Genomic DNA, 19,073 nt, shown 5'->3' on the forward strand with positions numbered 1-19,073 from the left:
GGGTTTTCGCGACAGTCGCAAAATCCGCCGCCTATGTGCGGGTGATCGGCCAACATCCGGACATGGTGGCAAAGGCTGCCGCATAGCTGGCGTTGCCCGCATGCGACTTCTCGGCACCGCGTTTTAGAAGAAGTTCGATCGAGGCGGCGTCAATGGCATCGGGCGCTGCGATGTGAAGAACCGTCTGCCCCGCCTTGTCCTGTGCGTTGATATCGATGCCCTGCGACAACAGGAGGTCGAGGATCGCGACCTCCTGCGGAAACGTCGCACGGATCGGCACCAACCGCCTGATCTTCACCCCCGGCTGACGCTCCCTATCAACTTCTCAAGCAGGCCAGCGAGTGTGTCCTGTTCGGCGCGCGTCAGCCCGGAAAGTATCTCGTGTTCGTTGGCGACGTGAGCGGCGACAGCCTCATCGACCAATGCCAGACCTTTATCGGTCAGTTGCACGACAACCCCGCGCCGGTCGTTGGGATGCGGCCCGCGTTTGATCAATCCGGTTTTCTCAAGCCGGTCGAGCCGGTTGGTCATGGCGCCCGACGTCACCATCGTCGCCTCATAGAGGGCAGTGGGCGTCAGCGCGTAAGGTGATCCGGAACGGCGCAGCGTCGCCAGCACATCGAATTCCCCGGATTGCAGCCCGAAACGCGCAAACAGCGGAGCGAGGTGCTCTCGTGCAATCAGCGACGAGGCTTCGCTCAACCGTCCAAGCACGGCCATCGGAGAAACATCCAGATCCGGCCGCTCTCGTTTCCACTGCTCGATCGCCTTCGCGGCGCGATCCATCTATCTCACCGTTAAATATCTTGACGTTAAGAATGTTTGCATTATCTTACCTCAAGACAAAAGAGCCGCAAGGACAATAAGGTTCGTTATGAAATTTCTCTGGGATTCAGCGCTCGGTCTTTTGCTCGTCACCGGCGGCCTGCTCGGCCTGACGCTGCCGTTCGGCAAGATCGCTACGGCGGCCGGTGTTTCGGCCATGGTCTGGGCCCTCGTCATCTCGCTCGGCGCCGGCGGCGTGCTTTTGTGCGTCCTGCTGCTGCGCGGGCAGCGCATCCGGCTCACCCCGCACAGGCTGCGCTATTTCTTCGTCACCGCAGCGGTGTCCTACGCCTTTCCCAATCTGTTGATGTTCTCGACCATTCCGCATCTCGGCGCCGGCTACACCGGTATCATGTTCACGCTGTCGCCGGTGGTCACACTGGTGTTTTCGATCCTGCTCGGCGTCCGGCGTCCCAATCTGCTTGGTATCGTCGGCATTGCCGTCGGCTTCGTTGGTGCTGTCATGGTGGCGGTGACGCGCGGCGAGGCTGGCCAGCCGGCCGAATTTTTCTGGGTGGCGGCGGGGCTGCTCATTCCGGTCAGCCTTGCCGCCGGCAATATCTACCGCACGGTCGACTGGCCGCTAGGGACCGGACCGATCGAGCTTGCCGTCGGCAGCCATCTGGCATCGGCCGCGCTGCTTGTTTGCGGCATCTTCACGCTGCAGGGCGGCGGTTCGCTCGCCCTGCTCGCCGGCGCGCCGCTGGTCGTCGTCGGGCAGGTCGCATCAGCCGCGGCGATGTTCGCTTTCTTCTTCCGGCTGCAGGCGGTCGGCGGCCCGGTCTATCTCAGCCAGATCGGCTATGTCGCGGCGGCGGTCGGATTGTCTGCCGGGACGATGTTTCTCGGCGAGCACTATCAATTGCTGACCTGGGCCGGCGCTGCCATCATTGTCGCCGGCGTGTTCATCACCACCAAGGCGCAAAGCCAGATCGCCCCGAAGACGCAAAGTCAGACGGGTGAGAAGGTGGCGGCGTGAGAAGGCGTCGTGAGAAAGTTCAGGCGGGTGCCTTCTCTGCCAGAACCATGTAGTTGACGTCCATGTCCTTCGAACGCTGCCAGCGGTCGGCGAGCGGATTGTAGGTGACGCCGGTGCGGTCGATGATGGTCAGGCCAGCGCCGGCAAGCGCCTTTTCCAACTCGTCTGGCCGCACCAGCTTGCCGAACTGGTGGGTGCCGCGCGGCAACCAGCGCAGCACATATTCGGCGCCGATAATGGCCAGACCGAGCGCCTTCAGCGTGCGGTTGATGGTGGCGACGACCATGATGCCGCCGGGCTTGAGCATCTCGCCGCATTTGGCCACGAACAGGTCGATGTCGGCAACATGCTCGACCACTTCCATGTTGAGGATGACGTCGAATTTCTCACCGGCGTCAGCCAGGTCCTCTGCTGTCGTGGCACGGTAATCCACCGTCACGCCGACCTCCGCCGCATGCAGCCTGGCCACTTCGATGTTGGTGGCGGATGCGTCGGCGCCGACCACTTCGGCGCCAAGCCGCGCCATCGGTTCGCACAACAGCCCGCCGCCGCAGCCGATGTCGAGGATGCGCAGGCCCTCGAACGGCCGCGCCGCGCGCGGGTCGCGGCCGAAGCGCCCCGCCACCTGGTCGCGTATATAGGCAAGCCGGATCGGATTGAACTTGTGCAGCGGGCGGAATTTGCCGTTCGGATTCCACCATTCGGCGGCAAGAGCGGAAAAACGCTCCACTTCTCCGGCATCGATCGTCGATCGTCGGGGTTCTGGCATCGTGGTCTCCCGCAGACTCAAAAATTCAGAGCGCGATCGGGCGCAAAACCGGATACCACTTTTGCTGATCGCGCTCTGGTGCGCTAGGAAGTCGGTCGAGAGCCGGCGAATGTCAAGGCAGCAAATTTCGGCTGTTGCCGGCTGCGCCTCTGCGACAGGCGTTCGGGTAGGCGCGTTGCGCTCGTATGTCGCCTTCGTCGCCTAAGGGGGCAAGCAGGGGGGGCAAGCGGAGGCACGCCTTGCGAAACCCAAAGCATTTGGCTAAGGAGGCCGCAAATTCAGCGGCTGGCCCAGCCCGACGCTCCGTTTCCGTTTTTCGGCCGCCGTTTCGGCACCCAGTCAAAGGCATTTCGCTTCCATGGCGCGCATCGTGATGAAATTCGGCGGAACCTCCGTCGCCGACATCGTCCGCATCCGCAATGTGGCGCGCCATGTCAAACGCGAGGTCGATGCCGGCCATGAGGTCGCGGTGGTCGTCTCGGCGATGGCCGGCAAGACCAACGAGCTCGTGCAGTGGACGCGCGAAGCCTCGCCGATGCACGATGCCCGCGAATATGACGCCGTCGTTGCCTCCGGCGAGCAGGTGACTGCCGGCCTGCTGGCGATCGCGCTGCAGAACATGGGCGTCCATGCCCGTTCCTGGCAAGGCTGGCAGATCCCGATCAAGACCGACAATGCGCATGGCGCGGCGCGCATTCTCGACATCGACGGCGCGTTCCTGATCAAGCGCTTCGGCGAGGGCCAGGTGGCGGTGGTCGCCGGCTTCCAGGGCATCGGCCCGGACAACCGAATCGCGACGCTCGGCCGCGGCGGCTCCGACACCAGTGCCGTCGCCATCGCGGCGGCGGTCAAGGCAGACCGCTGCGACATCTACACCGACGTCGACGGGGTCTACACCACCGACCCGCGCATCGAGCCGAAGGCGCGGCGGCTGGCCAAGATTTCCTTCGAGGAAATGCTTGAAATGGCCTCGCTCGGCGCCAAGGTCCTGCAGGTACGCTCGGTCGAGCTTGCCATGGTGCATAGGGTGCGTACTTTCGTGCGGTCGTCGTTCGACGATCCCGACGCGCCGGGAATGGGGGATTTGCTCAATCCGCCCGGAACGCTTATTTGCGACGAGGAAGAGATCGTGGAACAGCAGGTCGTCACCGGAATTGCCTACGCCAAGGACGAAGCGCAGATTTCGTTGCGCCGTGTCGGTGACCGGCCCGGCGTCGCCGCCGGCATTTTCGGGCCGCTGGCCGAAGCCAACATCAATGTCGACATGATCGTCCAGAACATTTCCGAGGACGGCAAGTTCACCGACATGACCTTCACCGTGCCGTCCGGCGATGTCGACAAGGCGCTTGCCGTGCTCGAGCGGCTGAAGACCACGATCGGCTATGACGTCGTGCAGTCGGAAGCCGGCATGTCGAAAGTCTCGGTCATCGGCATCGGCATGAGGAGCCATGCCGGCGTCGCCGCCACCGCCTTCAAGGCGCTGGCCGACAAATCGATCAACATCCGTGCGATCACGACATCCGAGATCAAGATTTCGATCCTGATCGACGGTCCCTACACAGAACTTGCTGTTCGCACTTTGCATTCCATCTACGGTCTGGATAAGCAGTAGCAGACTGCTCGGTCCGGAAATCGGAGGTCGATCTTCGGAAAGCACGATGCAGCAGTTCGAAGTCTTGGAGCGTCCTTTGTGGGTCCAATTGGACCGACGCCGCTCTATTTGAGTTGTTGCGTGAGCGCCGGCCGCGGGAGAAACTGCGGCGGGCATAATGTCCATTGGAGAACAAGCCGCGATGCGTGATACGGCCAGTGGCCCGCGCGTTTTGCTGAAACGGCTCCGCGAGCTCATGCAGGAGCCGCTGGAGCCGCAGGAGCGGCTCGACCGCATCGTGCGCGACATCGCCGCCAATATGGTCGCTGAAGTGTGCTCGCTCTACGTGCTGCGCGCCGATTCGGTGCTCGAACTCTATGCCACCGAGGGCCTGAATCCGAAGGCCGTCCATTTGGCGCAGCTCAGGCTGGGGGAAGGCCTCGTCGGCACGATCGCGGCCTCGGCACGGCCGCTCAATCTCTCCAACGCGCAGGAACATCCAGCCTTCGCCTACCTGCCGGAGACGGGGGAGGAGATCTACAATTCCTTCCTCGGCGTGCCGGTGCTCAGGGCGGGGCGCACGCTCGGTGTGCTGGTCGTCCAGAACAAGACCATGCGCCACTATCGCGACGACGAAGTCGAGGCGCTGGAAACGACGGCGATGGTGATCGCCGAGATGATCGCCACCGGCGACCTTGCCCGGCTGACCCGGCCCGGCCTCGAACTCGATCTGCGCCGCCCGGTGAGCTTTACCGGCCTGTCCTTCAACGAGGGCGTCGGACTTGGCCATGTCGTGCTGCATGAGCCGCGCATCGTCGTCACCAATCTGTTCAACGAGGACAGCGATGAAGAGATCAAGCGGCTCGATGCGTCGCTCGGTTCGCTCCGGCTCTCCATCGACGACATGCTGGAACGCCGCGAAGTCGCCTTCGAGGGCGAGCACCGCCAGGTGCTCGAAGCCTATCGCATGTTCGCCAACGACAGCGGCTGGGTGCGCCGGTTGGAAGAGGCGGTACGCAACGGCCTGACGGCGGAAGCGGCGGTGGAAAAAGTGCAGAGCGACATGCGTGCCCGCATGCTGCACATGACCGATCCTTATCTGCGCGAGCGGATGAGCGATTTCGACGATCTCGCCAACCGGCTGCTGCGCCAGCTGATGGGGCGCGGGCCGGACGATGTCGCGGTCTCGCTGCCGAAGGACGCCATCATCGTCGCCCGCTCGATGGGGGCCGCCGAACTGCTCGATTATCCCAGAGACAAGCTGCGCGGGCTGGTGCTGGAGGACGGCGCAGCGACCAGCCACGTCGTTATCGTGGCGCGGGCCATGGGCATACCGGTTGCGGGCCAGATGAAGGGCGCCGTTTCCATGGCGGAAAACGGCGACGCCATCATTGTCGACGGCGAAGAAGGCGCCATCCACCTGCGCCCCCAGCCGGACCTCGAAGCCGCCTATGCCGAAAAGGTCCGCTTCCGGGCGCGGCGGCAGGAGGTCTATCGCGAGCTGCGCAAGAAGCCGTCGATGACCAAGGACGGCGTCCAGGTCGACCTTTTGATGAATGCGGGCCTGGCCGTCGATCTGCCGCAGCTTGCCGAGGCCGGCGCCGCCGGTATCGGCCTGTTCCGCACCGAGCTGCAGTTCATGGTCGCCTCGACCTTTCCGCGGGCGGAAGCCCAGGAACGACTCTACCGTGACGTGCTCGACGCGGCGCGCGGCAAGCCGGTGACATTCCGCACCATCGATATCGGCGGCGACAAGGTGCTGCCCTACTTCAAGGACACGATCCAGGAAGAGAACCCGGCGCTCGGCTGGCGCGCCATCCGCCTGACGCTCGACCGGCCGGGCCTGTTGCGTACCCAGATCCGAGCGCTTTTGAAGGCATGCGGCGGGCGTGAACTGAAGCTGATGCTGCCGATGGTGACGGAGCTCGGCGAGATCGCCCAGGCGCGCGAAATCGTCGATCGCGAAGTGCGGCATCTGTCGCGTTTTGCCCATCATCTGCCGACCAGCCTGAAGCTCGGGGCCATGCTGGAAGTGCCTTCGCTGCTGTTCCAGCTCGATGAGCTGATGAAGGCCGTCGATTTCGTCTCGGTCGGCTCGAACGATCTGTTCCAGTTCGTCATGGCGGTCGATCGCGGCAACACGCAGCTGGCCGACCGCTTCGATGTGCTGTCGACGCCGTTCCTGCGCGCGCTGAAGCAGATTGCCGACGCCGGGGTGCGCAATCAAACCCCGGTGACCTTGTGCGGCGAGCTGGCCGGCAAGCCGATCTCGGCGATGGCGCTGATCGGCCTTGGCTACCGATCGATCTCGATGTCGCCGGCCTCGATCGGTCCGGTCAAGGCGATGCTGACGGAACTGCCGCTGGCCGAGCTGGAAGCGTTCTTCGACGACAATCTCATGGCGCCGGCCCAGGGGTTGCCGATGCGGGCGCTGCTGCAGGCCTTTGCCGACGACCGCTCCATTCCGCTATAGACTTTCGCCATGATCAACCTGCCCCGCGACCGCATGGACCAAGTCGTCAAGCGTTTCGACATGCTCGAAGCGCAAATGTCGGCCGGGCCGGCGGCGGACGCCTATGTCAAGATGGCGTCGGAATATGCCGACATGCAGGAGATGGTGGCTAAGATCAGGGCGCTGCGCACCGCCGAGCATGAACAGGCCGACCTGCAGGCGATGCTCGCCGACAAAAGCACCGATGCCGAAATGCGGGCACTGGCCGAGGCCGATCTGCCGGAGGTCAAGGAACGCATCGAAGCGCTGCAGAAGGACATCCAGATCCTGCTTCTGCCCAAGGATGCCGCCGACGACAAGAATGCCATCCTCGAAATCCGCGCCGGCACCGGCGGCGACGAGGCGGCTCTCTTTGCCGGCGACCTGTTTCGCATGTACGAACGCTATGCCGCGGGACGCGGCTGGCGTTTCGAGACGGCGTCGGCCAGCGAGGGCGAGGTCGGCGGCTACAAGGAAATCATCGCCACGATTTCGGGCAAGGGGGTCTTTGCCCATCTGAAATTCGAGTCCGGTGTGCATCGTGTGCAGCGCGTGCCGGCGACCGAGGCCGGCGGGCGCATCCACACCTCGGCGGCGACGGTTGCCGTGCTGCCTGAAGCGGAAGAGGTCGACATCGACATCAGGGCCGAAGACATCCGCATCGATACGATGCGCGCCTCGGGTTCGGGCGGCCAGCACGTCAATACCACCGATTCGGCAGTGCGCATCACCCATCTGCCGACCGGCATCATGGTCGTACAGGCGGAGAAGTCGCAGCACCAGAACCGGGCCAAAGCCATGCAGATCCTGCGCGCCAGGCTTTACGACCTCGAGCGCAGCAAGGCTGACGAGGAACGCTCCGAATCGCGCAAATCGCAGGTCGGTTCGGGCGATCGCTCGGAGCGCATCCGCACCTATAATTTCCCGCAGGGCCGCGTCACCGACCATCGCATCAATCTGACGCTCTATAAGCTCGACCGGGTGATGATGGGCGAACTCGACGAGATCATCGACGCGCTGATCGCCGATCACCAGTCGAAGCTGCTCGCCGATATCGGCCTCGATGGCTGACACTCTGCCCAGTAGGCCGGTGTGGCTTTGAATTCGAAATTCGTATCACGTTGGGGCAGCGCAATGACGAATTTCGGATTCAAAATCACACCAGCAGATTGCTGGTATCTAGGTGGTGGATTTGAGGTCCCTGGACGCTGATGCCAACAAATAGCAGGAACCTCAAATCCACCACACTAGGGCTGCTGCTGAAAGCGGCGCGGGCACGCCTTGCTGCGGCCGCAGTCGCCGATCCGGCGCTGGATGCGAGGCTGATCGTCGAACATTTTTCCGGTACGACCCGCACACAAGCCATCGCCGATCCCGAATGCGGTGTCGACGCCGGCGCGATTGCCGCGATCGATGCAGCCTTGAGGCGGCGGGTCGCCGGTGAGCCGGTGCATCGCATCCTCGGCCATCGCGAGTTCTATGGCTTGCGCCTGTCGCTGTCACCGGAAACGCTGGAGCCGCGACCGGACACCGAAACGCTGGTCGAAGCGGTGCTGCCCTTCGTGAAGGCGACAGCGGGACGGCAGGGCGAGTGCCGCATCCTTGATCTCGGCACCGGCACCGGCGCCATCGCGCTGGCGCTGCTCAGCGCCGTTCCGGCGGCGGTCGCCACCGGGGTCGATATTTCGCAAGGCGCGCTGGTGACCGCCATGCGCAATGCCGGGGAATTGGGGTTGGCCGATCGGTTCCAGGTGCTCAAATCCGACTGGTTCGAAAAAGTTTTTGGCCGATACCATGTAATTGCCGCCAACCCGCCCTATATAGCGTCCATAGACATCGAAAATCTGCAGGGCGAAGTCCGCGATTTCGATCCGCGCCAAGCCCTCGATGGCGGCGTGGACGGTCTGAGTTCCTACAGGATTATCGCCGCCGAGGCGGCAGGTTTTTTGGAAGCCGAGGGCAGGATTGCGGTCGAGATCGGCCACACCCAACGTAAAGAGGTCACGGGCATATTCTCCGCAGCCGGCTATATGCCGGCGGGGGTATTCCGCGACTTTGGCGGAAACGAGAGGGTTCTGATCTTTGAACTGACAAAGCCGTGATGCAGTGCAAAAAAAGCGCTTGGCAATGCCGGGGAATGCGGCTAGGGTCGCTTAACCGGATGAGACGAAGCAGGCAGTGCTCTTAGCGATTCGGTTTCCTTGGAAATAGCTGCCTTCTTGCGCAAACGACGCCCAAGCTTCGTGCGGGAATCGTCCGGCAAGTGATGTAACCGGAACAGGATGACACGTGGCGCCAACGCAATCGATGCGGGCGAACGCCGGTGAAGAGACGAAACGGCTGGCTGCATGAGCGCCTCCGTTCGTGAAAAAGTTTTCGAAAATTTCAAAATGAAGAGAGTCGAATGAGGCCACAACAGCAGAACAGGCGCATGCGCGGTCGCAACAACAATGGCGGCGGCAACAACAATAACAACAACCGCAAGGGTCCAAATCCCCTGACGCGCAATTACGAGAGCAACGGTCCGGACGTGAAGATCCGCGGATCGGCTCAGCAGATTGCCGAAAAATACGCAACCCTTGCCCGTGACGCGCAAAGCTCCGGCGACCGGGTGATGGCGGAAAACTATCTCCAGCACGCCGAGCACTACAATCGCATCATCGCTGCCGCGCAGGCGCAGCTGCCGATCCAGAGCGCTCAGCAGAACCGCGACGATTTCGACGATGACGGCGACGAAGATCGCGACGAGTTCGACAATGCCGGCAACAGCAATGTCGGCGAGACTGCGGCTCCGGTGGTCAACCACGGTGCAGGCCCGCAGCCGGTCATCGACGGCACGCCGGCCGAATTGACGTTCAACCAGGAAAACGGCCGTGACAATCGTGATGCCAGTGGGCGTGATGCCAGTGGGCGCGATGCCGGCGGGCGAGACAACCGCCATCGCGACCGTCGCCCCAATGGCGGCTACGGCCAGAACGGCCAGCGCGGCGAATTTGGTGCGCGCGGCGAGCAGGGCGGACAGCGCGGTGATCAGAACCGGCGCAACGAGAGACCGGTTCAGAACGAAACCCCCGTGCAGGTGGAAGCTGTGTCTCCGAACGAGCCTGTTTCTGTGGCCGAACCCGCGCCGCAGTTCGAAAGCTTTTCGCCAGCGGCTCTGGCTGCCCAGGCCGAGATGAACGAAGCCGCCGCCGAAAGCGGCGCTGCCCGCCGCCCCAGGCGTCCGCGCCGTCCGCGCGTCAATGCTGATCAGGTGGCTGATCAGGTGGATGGCGGTAACGACAATGCTGGCGGCGGTAACGTGAATGCTGCTCCGGCGGAAGACGCCGGTGGCGAGCCCACCATCGTCGACGTCAACAACTGATCGAGCAAAGCCCAGACATTCCTGGACGGCGGAGAGAAATCTCCGCCGTTTTTGTATGTGCGCCCCCCGGGAAATATTATGAGTCCGCCGTTATCGGGACGTCTTGAGGGTCCGTGGATTGCGCCCCATATCTCGCGTGAACAGGACCCGGCTCGAACGGGCGGGTCCGTCACCGCAATCTGATCCGGTGCCGCAAAGCGGGCCGGTGACGGAAGGAGACAGATATGAACCTTGAAAAATATTCCGAGCGCGTGCGCGGCTTCATCCAGTCGGCGCAGACCCTGGCGCTCTCGCGCAACCACCAGCAGTTCACCCCCGAACACATATTGAAAGTGCTCGTCGACGACGACGAGGGCCTGGCACCGTCGTTGATCGAGCGCGCCGGCGGCAGCGTCCGCGACGTCAAGCTGGGCGTCGAGACGGCACTTGAGGCAATGCCCAAGGTGGAGGGCGGCAACGGCCAGCTCTATCTGGCGCAACCGCTGGCCAAAGTGTTCTCGACCGCCGAGGAACTGGCAAAGAAGGCCGGCGACAGCTTCGTCACGGTCGAGCGGCTGCTGACGGCGCTGGCGGTCGAAAAATCCGCCAAGACCGCCGACATCCTGACCAAGGCCGGCGTGACTCCACAGGCGCTGAACCAGGTGATCAACGACGTCCGCAAGGGTCGCACCGCCGATTCGGCGAGCGCCGAGCAGGGCTATGATGCGCTTAAGAAGTACGCGCGCGATCTCACCGCCGACGGTCGCGCCGGCAAGCTCGACCCGGTCATCGGCCGCGACGACGAGATCCGCCGCACCATCCAGGTGCTGTCGCGCCGCACCAAGAACAATCCGGTGCTGATCGGTGAACCAGGCGTCGGCAAGACGGCGATCGCCGAAGGGCTGGCGTTGCGCATCGTCAATGGCGATGTACCGGAATCGCTCAAGGACAAGCAGTTGATGGCGCTCGATATGGGATCGCTGATCGCCGGCGCCAAATATCGCGGCGAATTCGAGGAGCGGCTGAAGGCGGTTCTTTCGGAAGTCACCGCTGCGGCCGGCGGCATCATCCTGTTCATTGATGAGATGCACACGCTGGTCGGCGCCGGCAAGGCGGATGGCGCCATGGATGCATCGAACCTGTTGAAACCGGCGTTGGCACGCGGCGAACTCCACTGCGTCGGCGCGACGACGCTCGACGAATACCGCAAGCATGTCGAGAAGGACGCCGCCCTTGCCCGCCGCTTCCAGCCGGTCTTCGTCAATGAGCCAACAGTGGAGGACACGGTCTCCATCCTGCGCGGCCTGAAGGAGAAGTACGAGCAGCACCACAAAGTGCGCATCTCGGATTCGGCGCTGGTCGCGGCAGCGTCGCTGTCCAACCGCTACATCGCCGACCGCTTCCTGCCGGACAAGGCGATCGACCTTGTCGACGAGGCCGCGTCGCGGCTGCGGATGCAGGTCGATTCGAAGCCCGAAGCGCTGGACGAGATCGACCGCCGCATCATGCAGCTCAAGATCGAGCGTGAGGCGCTGAAGGTCGAGAAGGACGACGCGTCGAAGGACCGGCTCGCCCGGCTCGAAAAGGATCTTTCCGCCCTGGAAGAGGAATCGACCGAACTGACCTCGAAGTGGCAGGCCGAAAAGCAGAAGCTCGGGCTCGCCGCCGACCTGAAGAAACAGCTCGACGAGGCGCGCAACGAGCTCGCCATCGCCCAGCGCAAAGGTGAATTCCAGCGCGCCGGCGAGCTTGCCTATGGCAAGATTCCGGAGCTCGAAAAGAAGCTGACACAGGCCGAGGCGCAAGACGGCAAGGTCGGCATGGTCGAAGAGGTGGTCACCCCCGATCACGTCGCCCACATCGTGTCGCGCTGGACCGGCATTCCGGTCGACAAGATGCTGCAAGGCGAGCGTGACAAGCTGCTGCGCATGGAAGACGAAATCGGCAAGCGTGTCGTAGGCCAGGGCGAGGCGGTGCAGGCCGTGTCGAAAGCGGTTCGCCGTGCCCGCGCCGGCCTGCAGGATCCGAACCGGCCGATCGGTTCGTTCATGTTCCTCGGACCGACGGGCGTCGGCAAGACCGAACTGACCAAGGCGCTTGCCAGCTTCCTGTTCGACGACGAGAGCGCCATGGTGCGCATCGACATGTCGGAGTTCATGGAGAAGCACTCGGTCGCCCGGCTGATCGGCGCGCCTCCCGGCTACGTCGGCTATGAGGAGGGCGGCGCGTTGACCGAAGCGGTGCGGCGCCGCCCCTACCAGGTCGTGCTGTTCGACGAGATCGAGAAAGCGCATCCGGACGTGTTCAACGTGCTGCTGCAGGTGCTCGATGATGGCCGCCTGACCGACGGTCAGGGCCGCACGGTCGATTTCCGCAACACGCTGATCATCATGACGTCGAACCTCGGCGCCGAATATCTGGTCAGTCTCGGCGAGAACCAAGACGTCGATGTCGTCCGCGACGAGGTGATGGGAGTCGTCAGGGCGTCGTTCCGGCCGGAGTTCCTCAACCGCGTCGACGAGGTGATCCTGTTCCACCGGCTGCGCCGCCAGGATATGGGCCGCATCGTCGAGATCCAGCTCAAGCGGCTGGAAAGTCTGCTCGTCGATCGCAAGATCACGCTTTCGCTGGATCAGGAGGCGATCGACTGGCTGGCCGCCAAGGGCTACGATCCGGCCTATGGCGCGCGACCGTTGAAGCGGGTGATGCAGAAGGAACTGCAGGATCCGCTGGCGGAGAAGATCCTGCTCGGCGACATCCTCGACAGTTCGACCGTCAAGGTCACCGCTGGTTCCGACCGGTTGAACTTCCGGTCGAAGCCGACGATCGTAGCGACCGAGGCGGCGGCCTGATTTTCGAGGCCGCCGCATAATCAAAAAATTAAACGGGGGCGCAGATGACGTTGGACGACTACAACAGCTTCTGCGCCTCGCTGCCGTCGGCGACCCATGTCGTCCAGTGGGGCGGTGCTCATGTCTGGAAAGTCGGAGCCAAGGTCTTTGCGATCGGCGGTTGGAGCGATGGCAAGGAGCCGTTCGTCACCTTCAAATGCTCCGACATCGCTTATGACATCTTGAAGGAACAGCCGGGCCTTCGGCCCGCGCCCTATCTTGCCTCACGCGGCATGAAATGGATCCAGCGCCAGACAAGCCAAAGCATGGACGATGACGCGCTAAAAGACTATCTGCGCGAAAGCCACCGCCTTGTCGTGCTCAAGCTGACGAAGCAGGCGCGCAAGGAATTGGGATTCGCCGCCAGCTAGTGTTCTTGCTCCAGGCCGCCAGAAATCCGCCATCTTCATGCCCGGTTCATGTTGGAACCTTATGGTTGGCAACTGATTTGCTGGCGAAGGGTTCGCCTGCCGCAAAGGCCCGAAAATCGAATTGGATTTTCGGGAAGCATGATGCGGAGTTTTTTAAGTGTTAGAGCGTCCCTGCGCGTCCGAAGGGACGCGCGGCGCTCTAAAGAGACAACGCCGGGCGGCGGCAATTACGGACCGGAGAATTTGGCCAGCATGTTCCGCACGATCTTCACCCTTTCGGCGTTCGCCGCCGGGCTGCTTTCTTCGAGTGTAATGGCCGCGCCGACGCAGGACATCGCGCCGCGATCTGCCCGCGCCGCGGATGCCCGAGCCGCGGATAGCCATGCTGTGCTGGTCGCCCAGAACGGCGATTTCGACGTCTACTACGACGCCAGAGGAAACCGCGTCATCGTCGATACGGAAACCGGCAAGGTGCTCGCCATCCAGCCGCCGCAGACCAGGTTCGATCGCCGCGCACTCCGCCGCGAGGGCTTGCGCAATCTCGGACCGGTCGAGGACGACCGCTATTATCTCGACGATCCGGACGACACGGCGCGCTTGCGCCGCAGGCAATTGGAAGAGGAGGGCCTGATCGTCGTACCGCCGGTCGAGGAATATGATCCCTACGGCGATCCGGTGGACGCTTTTCCCGAAGCACCGGTGGATGGCGGCAACTATGGCAACAATTATCCGGAAGCGCCGCAGCCGGTAAGGCCGCGCACCGTCAAGCGCCAGCCGCTCAACGAGGCTGCGATCGAACCGGTCGAACCGACGGCGCCGGGCGACCAGGCGGCACTGCCGCCAAAGATCGACGGGAAGATTGTCGTCGATCCGTCGCTTTCACTCGGTGCACGCCAGGAGGTCGCGGCGCTGCAAGTGCTGCTCGACCGCGCCGGCGCTTCGCCCGGCGTCGTCGACGGACGCTTCGGCTCGAATGTCGACAAGGCGCTCGCCGCCTATAACGAGATCACCGGCAGCAATCTGCGGTCGACCGATGTGGTCGGCATCCAGGCGGCGCTTGAGCAATCCGGCGGCGATGCCTTCGCCTCCTACAGCATCACGCCCGAGGATGCGGCCGGCCCCTATGTCGCCTCGGTGCCGGAAGACTACGGCCAGAAGGCGCAACTCGAACGGCTGAGCTACACCTCAGTCACCGAAGCGCTGGCCGAGCGGTTCCACATGGACGAGAACTATCTGGAGGCGCTCAATCCGGAAGCCAATTTCAACCGTCCCGGCACGATCATCAAGGTCGCCAATTTCGGCAGGCTGGTGGCCACGCCGGTGGCACGCATCATCGCTGACAAGGGCAAGAAGCAGGCCCGCGCCTATGACGCGTCGGGAAAGCTGATCGCGGCCTATCCAGCCACCATCGGCTCGGCGGACACGCCTTCACCCACCGGCACGCATGCGGTGTCGCGGGTCGCTCTCGACCCGAACTACACCTACAATCCGAACATCAATTTCAAGCAGGGCGAAAACAACAAGATCCTGACCATCCCGCCGGGCCCGAACGGCCCCGTCGGCTCGGTCTGGATTGCGCTGGACAAGCCGACCTACGGCATTCACGGCACACCCGACCCCTCCAAGATCGGCAAGACCGAAAGTCATGGCTGCGTGCGGCTGACCAATTGGGACGCGCGCGAACTGGCAAAAATCGTGTCGCCGGGGGTCACGGTGGAATTCATCGACTGAGCCCTATCCCAAATCATCGCGCAGTCTTGGGCCAACCCGGGAGCAGGCTCTTTGGGCGACGTGATCCTGTTCTGGTTTCAACGACAGCAACCCTTTGGCCGGTTGTTGCCGGCGCATAGGAGGTCTAAGCAGGCTTCATGCGTTCTCCAAGCGAAGTCGGCGCCGAAGCCGTCCCCCTGGTCAAGCAGCTGCCGGCCGATACGTTCTGCCCGCAATCGCGACGCAGGTTCGTGCTGATCGCGGCGATCCTGGCTTCCGCGCTTGGCTTCATCGACGGCTCGATCCTGGCCATCGCCACGCCGGCGATCCGCGTCGATCTTGGCGCCAGTTTCGCCGAGGCGCAGTGGATTTCAAACGCCTATGCGCTGACGCTTTCGGCACTCATCCTTGTTGGCGGCGCCGCCGGCGACCGTTTTGGCCTGCGGCATGCTTTCGTGGCAGGCATCGCGCTGTTCATTGCCGCCTCGCTTGTCTGCGCGGTGGCGCCGAATCCACCAATGCTCATTGCGTTTCGCGCCATCCAGGGCATCGGTGCTGCCATCATGGTGCCAGGCAGCCTCGCTATTATCGCCAAGGCCTATCCGAAGAAGGAGCGCGGCAGGGCGATCGGCATCTGGGCGGCAGCCTCGGCGCTGACGACGGCGCTTGGCCCGGTGCTGGGCGGCGTAGTCTTGTCGGCCTTCGGCGACGGCATCTGGCGGGTGATCTTCGCGGTCAATCTGCCGCTTGGTCTTGTCTCGATCTATCTTCTCGCCAAGGTCCCGGCCGACGCGCCGACCGAAAGGCGCAGCCTCGATCTCGGCGGCGCTGCACTCGCCACCTTGGCGTTCGGAGCGCTTGCCTACGGCTTGACTTCGATGAGTGCAGAGGGCGAGGGGCAAATGTCCGGCCCGAGCATTGCCGCCGGCGCGGTGCTGCTCATCGTGTTCATTGTCTTCGAGCGCCGCCAGCGCGAACCGATGATCGATCTCTCGCTGTTTCGGGTCGGCGCCTTCGCCGGCGCCAATGTGGCGACCTTCTTCCTCTATTTCGCACTGTCGGCCAACCTGTTCTATCTGCCGATGCTGCTTATCGCCGGATGGGGGCTGAGCGCCGCCGAGGTCGGCTTCATCTTCCTGCCGCTGTCGGTCTTGATCGCGCTGTTGTCGGGGCCGGTCGGCCAGTGGTCCGACCGGATCGGTCCGCGTTTTCCGATCGCCAGCGGCAGTCTCGTCGTCGCTGTCGCCTTTGCCGGGCTTGCCGTGCTGGCCTATGCTGGCTTCCACAGTTTCTGGTGGGGCGTGTTTCCGCTGATGGCGCTGATGGGGCTCGGCATGGCGCTGGTGGTGTCGCCGCTGTCGACGGCGGTGATGACGGCGGTCGAGGACAAGGATACCGGTGCTGCCTCGGGAATCAACAATGCCGTCTCGCGCATTGGCGGCCTGATCGCAGTGGCGGCGATGGGGTCACTGGCGGCCTGGGTCTATGCAGCCGTGCTGAACAGCGGTGCCGCATCCGGCATTCCGGGTTTCGGCGAACCGGCGCCGGATGTCGATGCAGCAAGGCTTGCCGCCAGCGACGCAGCGTTCGCAGCAGTCGCCTTGGTGACCGCGCTGCTTTGCCTGCTCTCGGCGATCGTGGCGTGGACAACTGTTTCCGGCGAGCGACTGCCATGGCCGCGTGGATCCGAGGCTCCGCAGCGCTGAGCAGCCAGGCCCAACTCAGCTCAGCCTTCAATCTTGGCGCTCGCGACCTTCAGCGAATCATTGTCTTCCTGCTTGAGCAGATCATCGATGCGCCCGCGCTCGCGCTTGAAGGCAACGAGGTCGTCGCCCTTCAGCACCTTGCCGACCGGCAGGCGAACGCGCATCGGGTCGACCTTGGTGCCGTTGACGATCAGCTCGTAGTGGAGATGCGGACCGGTGGCGAGGCCGGTCTGGCCGAGAAAGCCGATGGTCTGGCCTTGGCGGACGCGCACGCCCGGCGCGATGCCTTTGGCAAATGCGCTCTGGTGATTGTAGGAGGTCTCGTAGCCATTGGCGTGACGGAGGATGATCTGTTTGCCATAGCCGCCGGCCCAGCCGGCCTTCTCGACGACACCGTTGCCGGCGGCGATGATCGGCGTGCCGATGGCGGCTGACCAATCGACGCCGGTATGCAAGCGCACATAGCCGAGGATCGGATGCCTGCGGGCACCGAAGCCGGAGCGGAATTTTCCTGCGGGCAGGGGATTGCGCAGCAGGAATTGCTGGGCGCTGCGGCCGTCCTCGTCGAAATAGTCGGTGCTGCCGTCCTGCATCTGGAACCGGTAGAAATTACGCGTCGTGCCGCCGAAGCTCGCCGAGACATAGAGCAGCTCGGATTCGTCGGATGCCCGGTCGTCGCCATCCGGCTGCGAGAACAGCACCTCGATGCGGTCCGACGGATTGAGCCGCGACTGGAAATCGACGCCGGACGCCAGGAGCTTGATCAGCCGCTTGGTCATCGCCTTGGACATGCCGTAGGAGTAGGCGGCGCGGTAGATGCCGTCATAGACGTTCGGCAGATTGCCGCGCACCACCACCGGCGGCGAATCATCGAACGCGGTCAGCAATTCGGGATTGGGCTCCGGCTCCTGCGCCGGCACATATTGGCCGTGATCATCGAGCGCGATGGTGACGATATGCTGGGCCCTGTCGTAGATGCCGGTGCGAACGACCTTGGCGGCGTCGCCATGGATCTCGAGGCCGACGCGCAGCACGGTTCCCGCCTTGAGCGCTGTCGCATTCAGCAATTTGGCGATCGCCTCGGCCATACCGGTGGCGTCCTCGCCGGTATAGCCCGAATCGGCGAAAGCCTCGACGATGTTGCGGTCCCTGGTGAAGGGGATGATCTCCTCGGCGAAGGCCGGCGCCTGATCGTCGGGGGCAGCACGCGGCGACACCGAGACGTTTTCCGGAACGATCCTGACGTCGTAGGAGCCGGCCATGCTCTCGGCGAATGCATCGCCGAATCGCTGCGGGTCGACATAATGCAGCGATGCGACCTGCACGGCGCCGTCGCTCAGACCCGTGCCGGCCTCGCGCACCACCTTTTCCACCTCGTCGGCGGACAAGTCACTCTTTTCGTCGAACGCTGCCGTCTCGATTGGGAAATCGACCGTTTTCAGGCTCAACTCGCTTTCGACCTTGGCGCCATAGATCTGGCCTGCGGCGGCGGTCGCCGGCTGACCGGCATTGCCGTCGCGGTCGTCGCCAAACACCTGCATCGGATTGAAAGGCGGATAGGCGCGGCTGGTCGTGTGCCCGGCGGCAAGCGCCATCTTGATCTGCACGAAAGGCATGGTGTGGATGACATCGCGGTCGCCGACCTTGGTCACCATCGGCACTTCCATGCGCCGGCGGTCCTTGGCCTTGGCGATCTGGCGCGGCGCCACCAGCCTGGTAGTCTTGGCGATCTCGCCGGAATCGTCGCCTCTCGCAAGGCTGATCAGTTCGGCGATTTCGGGCGGCGTCGCCAATTGCTGACGGCCGTCGAGGGCTGCGAACAGCGCCACACCCATCAGCACGCTCGACGTCACGCCGGTAAGAAAAGTGCCCGACAGCCAGCGCGCCGAAACCTCGCGCCGGTCGGGCGGGCCACTGCGACCGTCCGCAATCAGCGGCGGCTCGTTGCCGAGTTCGGCTATGACATTTTCCGTATCTGGCATCCAGAAAGGCTGCTTCTTCCCCGGGCGGGACGGCTTGTCGCTTTTGTTGTGGCCATGACATTTGCCTGTCACGGCGGGCGAAGTCAACGAAGCGGCTGGCTTCGGCCGAGATCCCCAGTCATACTTCTCTCTTAGTGGCTCTCTTACAGTCTCTTGTAAGGCGCCGCGCCGGTGGTGCTGCGCCAGCTTCGTTGGCCTTGGTGTCAAACCGCAATGCGGCGGCAATAGGGCTCCGTGGCGATGTTCGGCTTTGTTATCCCCATGCCGCCGCGGAAGTCGGCTACCGAAAATCGGCGCCGCAATCTTTCGTCGCAAAAAATTCAAAAAAGACCGAAATCGTTGTTGACACTTTGGATGGGCGCCGACTATATACGCCTCACCAACGAGGGCGGCGCGCCGCTGGCGACGAAGAAGT

The 19,073-nt window shown here is 63.5% G+C and carries 14 protein-coding genes and 1 pseudogene; 11 read left to right on the forward strand and 4 right to left on the reverse strand.

Annotated elements, in window-relative coordinates:
- Positions 1-31: 31 nt before the first annotated feature.
- Both AC0L2Z_RS30555 and AC0L2Z_RS30560 read right to left on the reverse strand, forming a co-directional pair.
- On the reverse strand, positions 32-298 hold the full coding sequence (locus AC0L2Z_RS30555) for an ankyrin repeat domain-containing protein (protein WP_473482546.1): 267 nt from the start codon (positions 296-298) through the stop codon (positions 32-34).
- Positions 295-786: a MarR family winged helix-turn-helix transcriptional regulator gene (locus AC0L2Z_RS30560; protein WP_287245796.1), complete on the reverse strand. Its 492-nt coding sequence runs from the start codon at positions 784-786 to the stop codon at positions 295-297. The genes AC0L2Z_RS30555 and AC0L2Z_RS30560 overlap by 4 nt, the downstream gene beginning before the upstream one ends.
- Positions 787-874: 88 nt before the next feature.
- Here AC0L2Z_RS30560 and AC0L2Z_RS30565 point away from each other — a divergent pair, with 88 nt between their 5' ends.
- A complete protein-coding gene (locus tag AC0L2Z_RS30565; protein WP_287286337.1) occupies positions 875-1,804 on the forward strand; it encodes a DMT family transporter in 930 nt (309 codons plus the stop codon).
- Positions 1,805-1,823: 19 nt separating this feature from the next.
- On the opposite strand, the gene ubiG is transcribed toward AC0L2Z_RS30565, so the two are convergent.
- Complete coding sequence (gene ubiG / locus AC0L2Z_RS30570) at positions 1,824-2,573, reverse strand: bifunctional 2-polyprenyl-6-hydroxyphenol methylase/3-demethylubiquinol 3-O-methyltransferase UbiG (RefSeq protein WP_473630114.1); 750 nt, start codon at positions 2,571-2,573, stop codon at positions 1,824-1,826.
- 358 nt (positions 2,574-2,931) lie between these two features.
- Between ubiG and AC0L2Z_RS30575 the strand changes: the two genes are divergently transcribed.
- From AC0L2Z_RS30575 to AC0L2Z_RS30615, 9 genes are all read left to right on the forward strand, one after another.
- Entirely contained in the window at positions 2,932-4,185 is a 1,254-nt protein-coding gene (locus AC0L2Z_RS30575) for an aspartate kinase (protein WP_023797301.1), read from the forward strand.
- Positions 4,186-4,366: 181 nt separating this feature from the next.
- The gene (gene ptsP, locus AC0L2Z_RS30580) at positions 4,367-6,637 is read left to right on the forward strand and encodes a phosphoenolpyruvate--protein phosphotransferase (RefSeq protein ID WP_473630115.1); all 2,271 of its coding nucleotides are present in this window, start codon (positions 4,367-4,369) and stop codon (positions 6,635-6,637) included.
- A 9-nt stretch (positions 6,638-6,646) separates the two neighbouring features.
- Positions 6,647-7,726 carry a peptide chain release factor 1 gene (gene prfA, locus AC0L2Z_RS30585; protein ID WP_473630116.1) on the forward strand — a complete coding sequence of 360 codons (1,080 nt, stop codon included), beginning with the start codon at positions 6,647-6,649 and terminating at the stop codon, positions 7,724-7,726.
- Between the two features lie 140 nt (positions 7,727-7,866).
- Positions 7,867-8,757: a peptide chain release factor N(5)-glutamine methyltransferase gene (gene prmC / locus AC0L2Z_RS30590; protein ID WP_473630117.1), complete on the forward strand. Its 891-nt coding sequence runs from the start codon at positions 7,867-7,869 to the stop codon at positions 8,755-8,757.
- A 302-nt stretch (positions 8,758-9,059) separates the two neighbouring features.
- The gene (locus AC0L2Z_RS30595; RefSeq protein ID WP_473630118.1) at positions 9,060-10,019 is read left to right on the forward strand and encodes a DUF4167 domain-containing protein; all 960 of its coding nucleotides are present in this window, start codon (positions 9,060-9,062) and stop codon (positions 10,017-10,019) included.
- A gap of 224 nt (positions 10,020-10,243) precedes the next feature.
- On the forward strand, positions 10,244-12,850 hold the full coding sequence (gene clpB / locus AC0L2Z_RS30600) for an ATP-dependent chaperone ClpB (protein WP_473630119.1): 2,607 nt from the start codon (positions 10,244-10,246) through the stop codon (positions 12,848-12,850).
- 44 nt (positions 12,851-12,894) lie between these two features.
- Positions 12,895-13,260, forward strand: coding sequence for an MmcQ/YjbR family DNA-binding protein (locus tag AC0L2Z_RS30605; protein WP_027153335.1), 366 nt, complete (start codon positions 12,895-12,897; stop codon positions 13,258-13,260).
- Positions 13,261-13,512: 252 nt separating this feature from the next.
- Complete coding sequence (locus AC0L2Z_RS30610) at positions 13,513-14,991, forward strand: L,D-transpeptidase family protein (protein WP_473630120.1); 1,479 nt, start codon at positions 13,513-13,515, stop codon at positions 14,989-14,991.
- Positions 14,992-15,128: 137 nt separating this feature from the next.
- Positions 15,129-16,676 (forward strand): MFS transporter, encoded by a 1,548-nt coding sequence (locus tag AC0L2Z_RS30615; protein WP_473630121.1) that lies wholly within the window; start codon positions 15,129-15,131, stop codon positions 16,674-16,676.
- Positions 16,677-16,696: 20 nt separating this feature from the next.
- Here AC0L2Z_RS30615 and AC0L2Z_RS30620 read toward each other — a convergent pair whose 3' ends face one another.
- Positions 16,697-18,658: a M23 family metallopeptidase gene (locus AC0L2Z_RS30620; protein WP_023797309.1), complete on the reverse strand. Its 1,962-nt coding sequence runs from the start codon at positions 18,656-18,658 to the stop codon at positions 16,697-16,699.
- A 234-nt stretch (positions 18,659-18,892) separates the two neighbouring features.
- Here AC0L2Z_RS30620 and AC0L2Z_RS30625 point away from each other — a divergent pair.
- Positions 18,893-19,073 (forward strand): annotated as a pseudogene (locus tag AC0L2Z_RS30625) (hypothetical protein); the annotation flags it as partial.

This window comes from Mesorhizobium sp. WSM4850, assembly GCF_055811735.1.

Excerpts from the sequence above, each read along its gene's own strand:
- AC0L2Z_RS30610 (WP_473630120.1), top strand. The coding sequence starts at position 13,513 with ATGTTCCGCACGATCTTCACCCTTTCGGCGTTCGCCGCCGGGCTGCTT.
- AC0L2Z_RS30565 (WP_287286337.1), top strand. The coding sequence starts at position 875 with ATGAAATTTCTCTGGGATTCAGCGCTCGGTCTTTTGCTCGTCACCGGC.
- prfA (WP_473630116.1), top strand. The coding sequence starts at position 6,647 with ATGATCAACCTGCCCCGCGACCGCATGGACCAAGTCGTCAAGCGTTTC.
- ptsP (WP_473630115.1), top strand. The coding sequence starts at position 4,367 with ATGCGTGATACGGCCAGTGGCCCGCGCGTTTTGCTGAAACGGCTCCGC.
- prmC (WP_473630117.1), top strand. The coding sequence starts at position 7,867 with ATGCCAACAAATAGCAGGAACCTCAAATCCACCACACTAGGGCTGCTG.
- AC0L2Z_RS30560 (WP_287245796.1), bottom strand. The coding sequence starts at position 786 with ATGGATCGCGCCGCGAAGGCGATCGAGCAGTGGAAACGAGAGCGGCCG.
- AC0L2Z_RS30575 (WP_023797301.1), top strand. The coding sequence starts at position 2,932 with ATGGCGCGCATCGTGATGAAATTCGGCGGAACCTCCGTCGCCGACATC.
- clpB (WP_473630119.1), top strand. The coding sequence starts at position 10,244 with ATGAACCTTGAAAAATATTCCGAGCGCGTGCGCGGCTTCATCCAGTCG.
- AC0L2Z_RS30595 (WP_473630118.1), top strand. The coding sequence starts at position 9,060 with ATGAGGCCACAACAGCAGAACAGGCGCATGCGCGGTCGCAACAACAAT.
- AC0L2Z_RS30620 (WP_023797309.1), bottom strand. The coding sequence starts at position 18,658 with ATGCCAGATACGGAAAATGTCATAGCCGAACTCGGCAACGAGCCGCCG.
- ubiG (WP_473630114.1), bottom strand. The coding sequence starts at position 2,573 with ATGCCAGAACCCCGACGATCGACGATCGATGCCGGAGAAGTGGAGCGT.
- AC0L2Z_RS30605 (WP_027153335.1), top strand. The coding sequence starts at position 12,895 with ATGACGTTGGACGACTACAACAGCTTCTGCGCCTCGCTGCCGTCGGCG.
- AC0L2Z_RS30615 (WP_473630121.1), top strand. The coding sequence starts at position 15,129 with ATGCGTTCTCCAAGCGAAGTCGGCGCCGAAGCCGTCCCCCTGGTCAAG.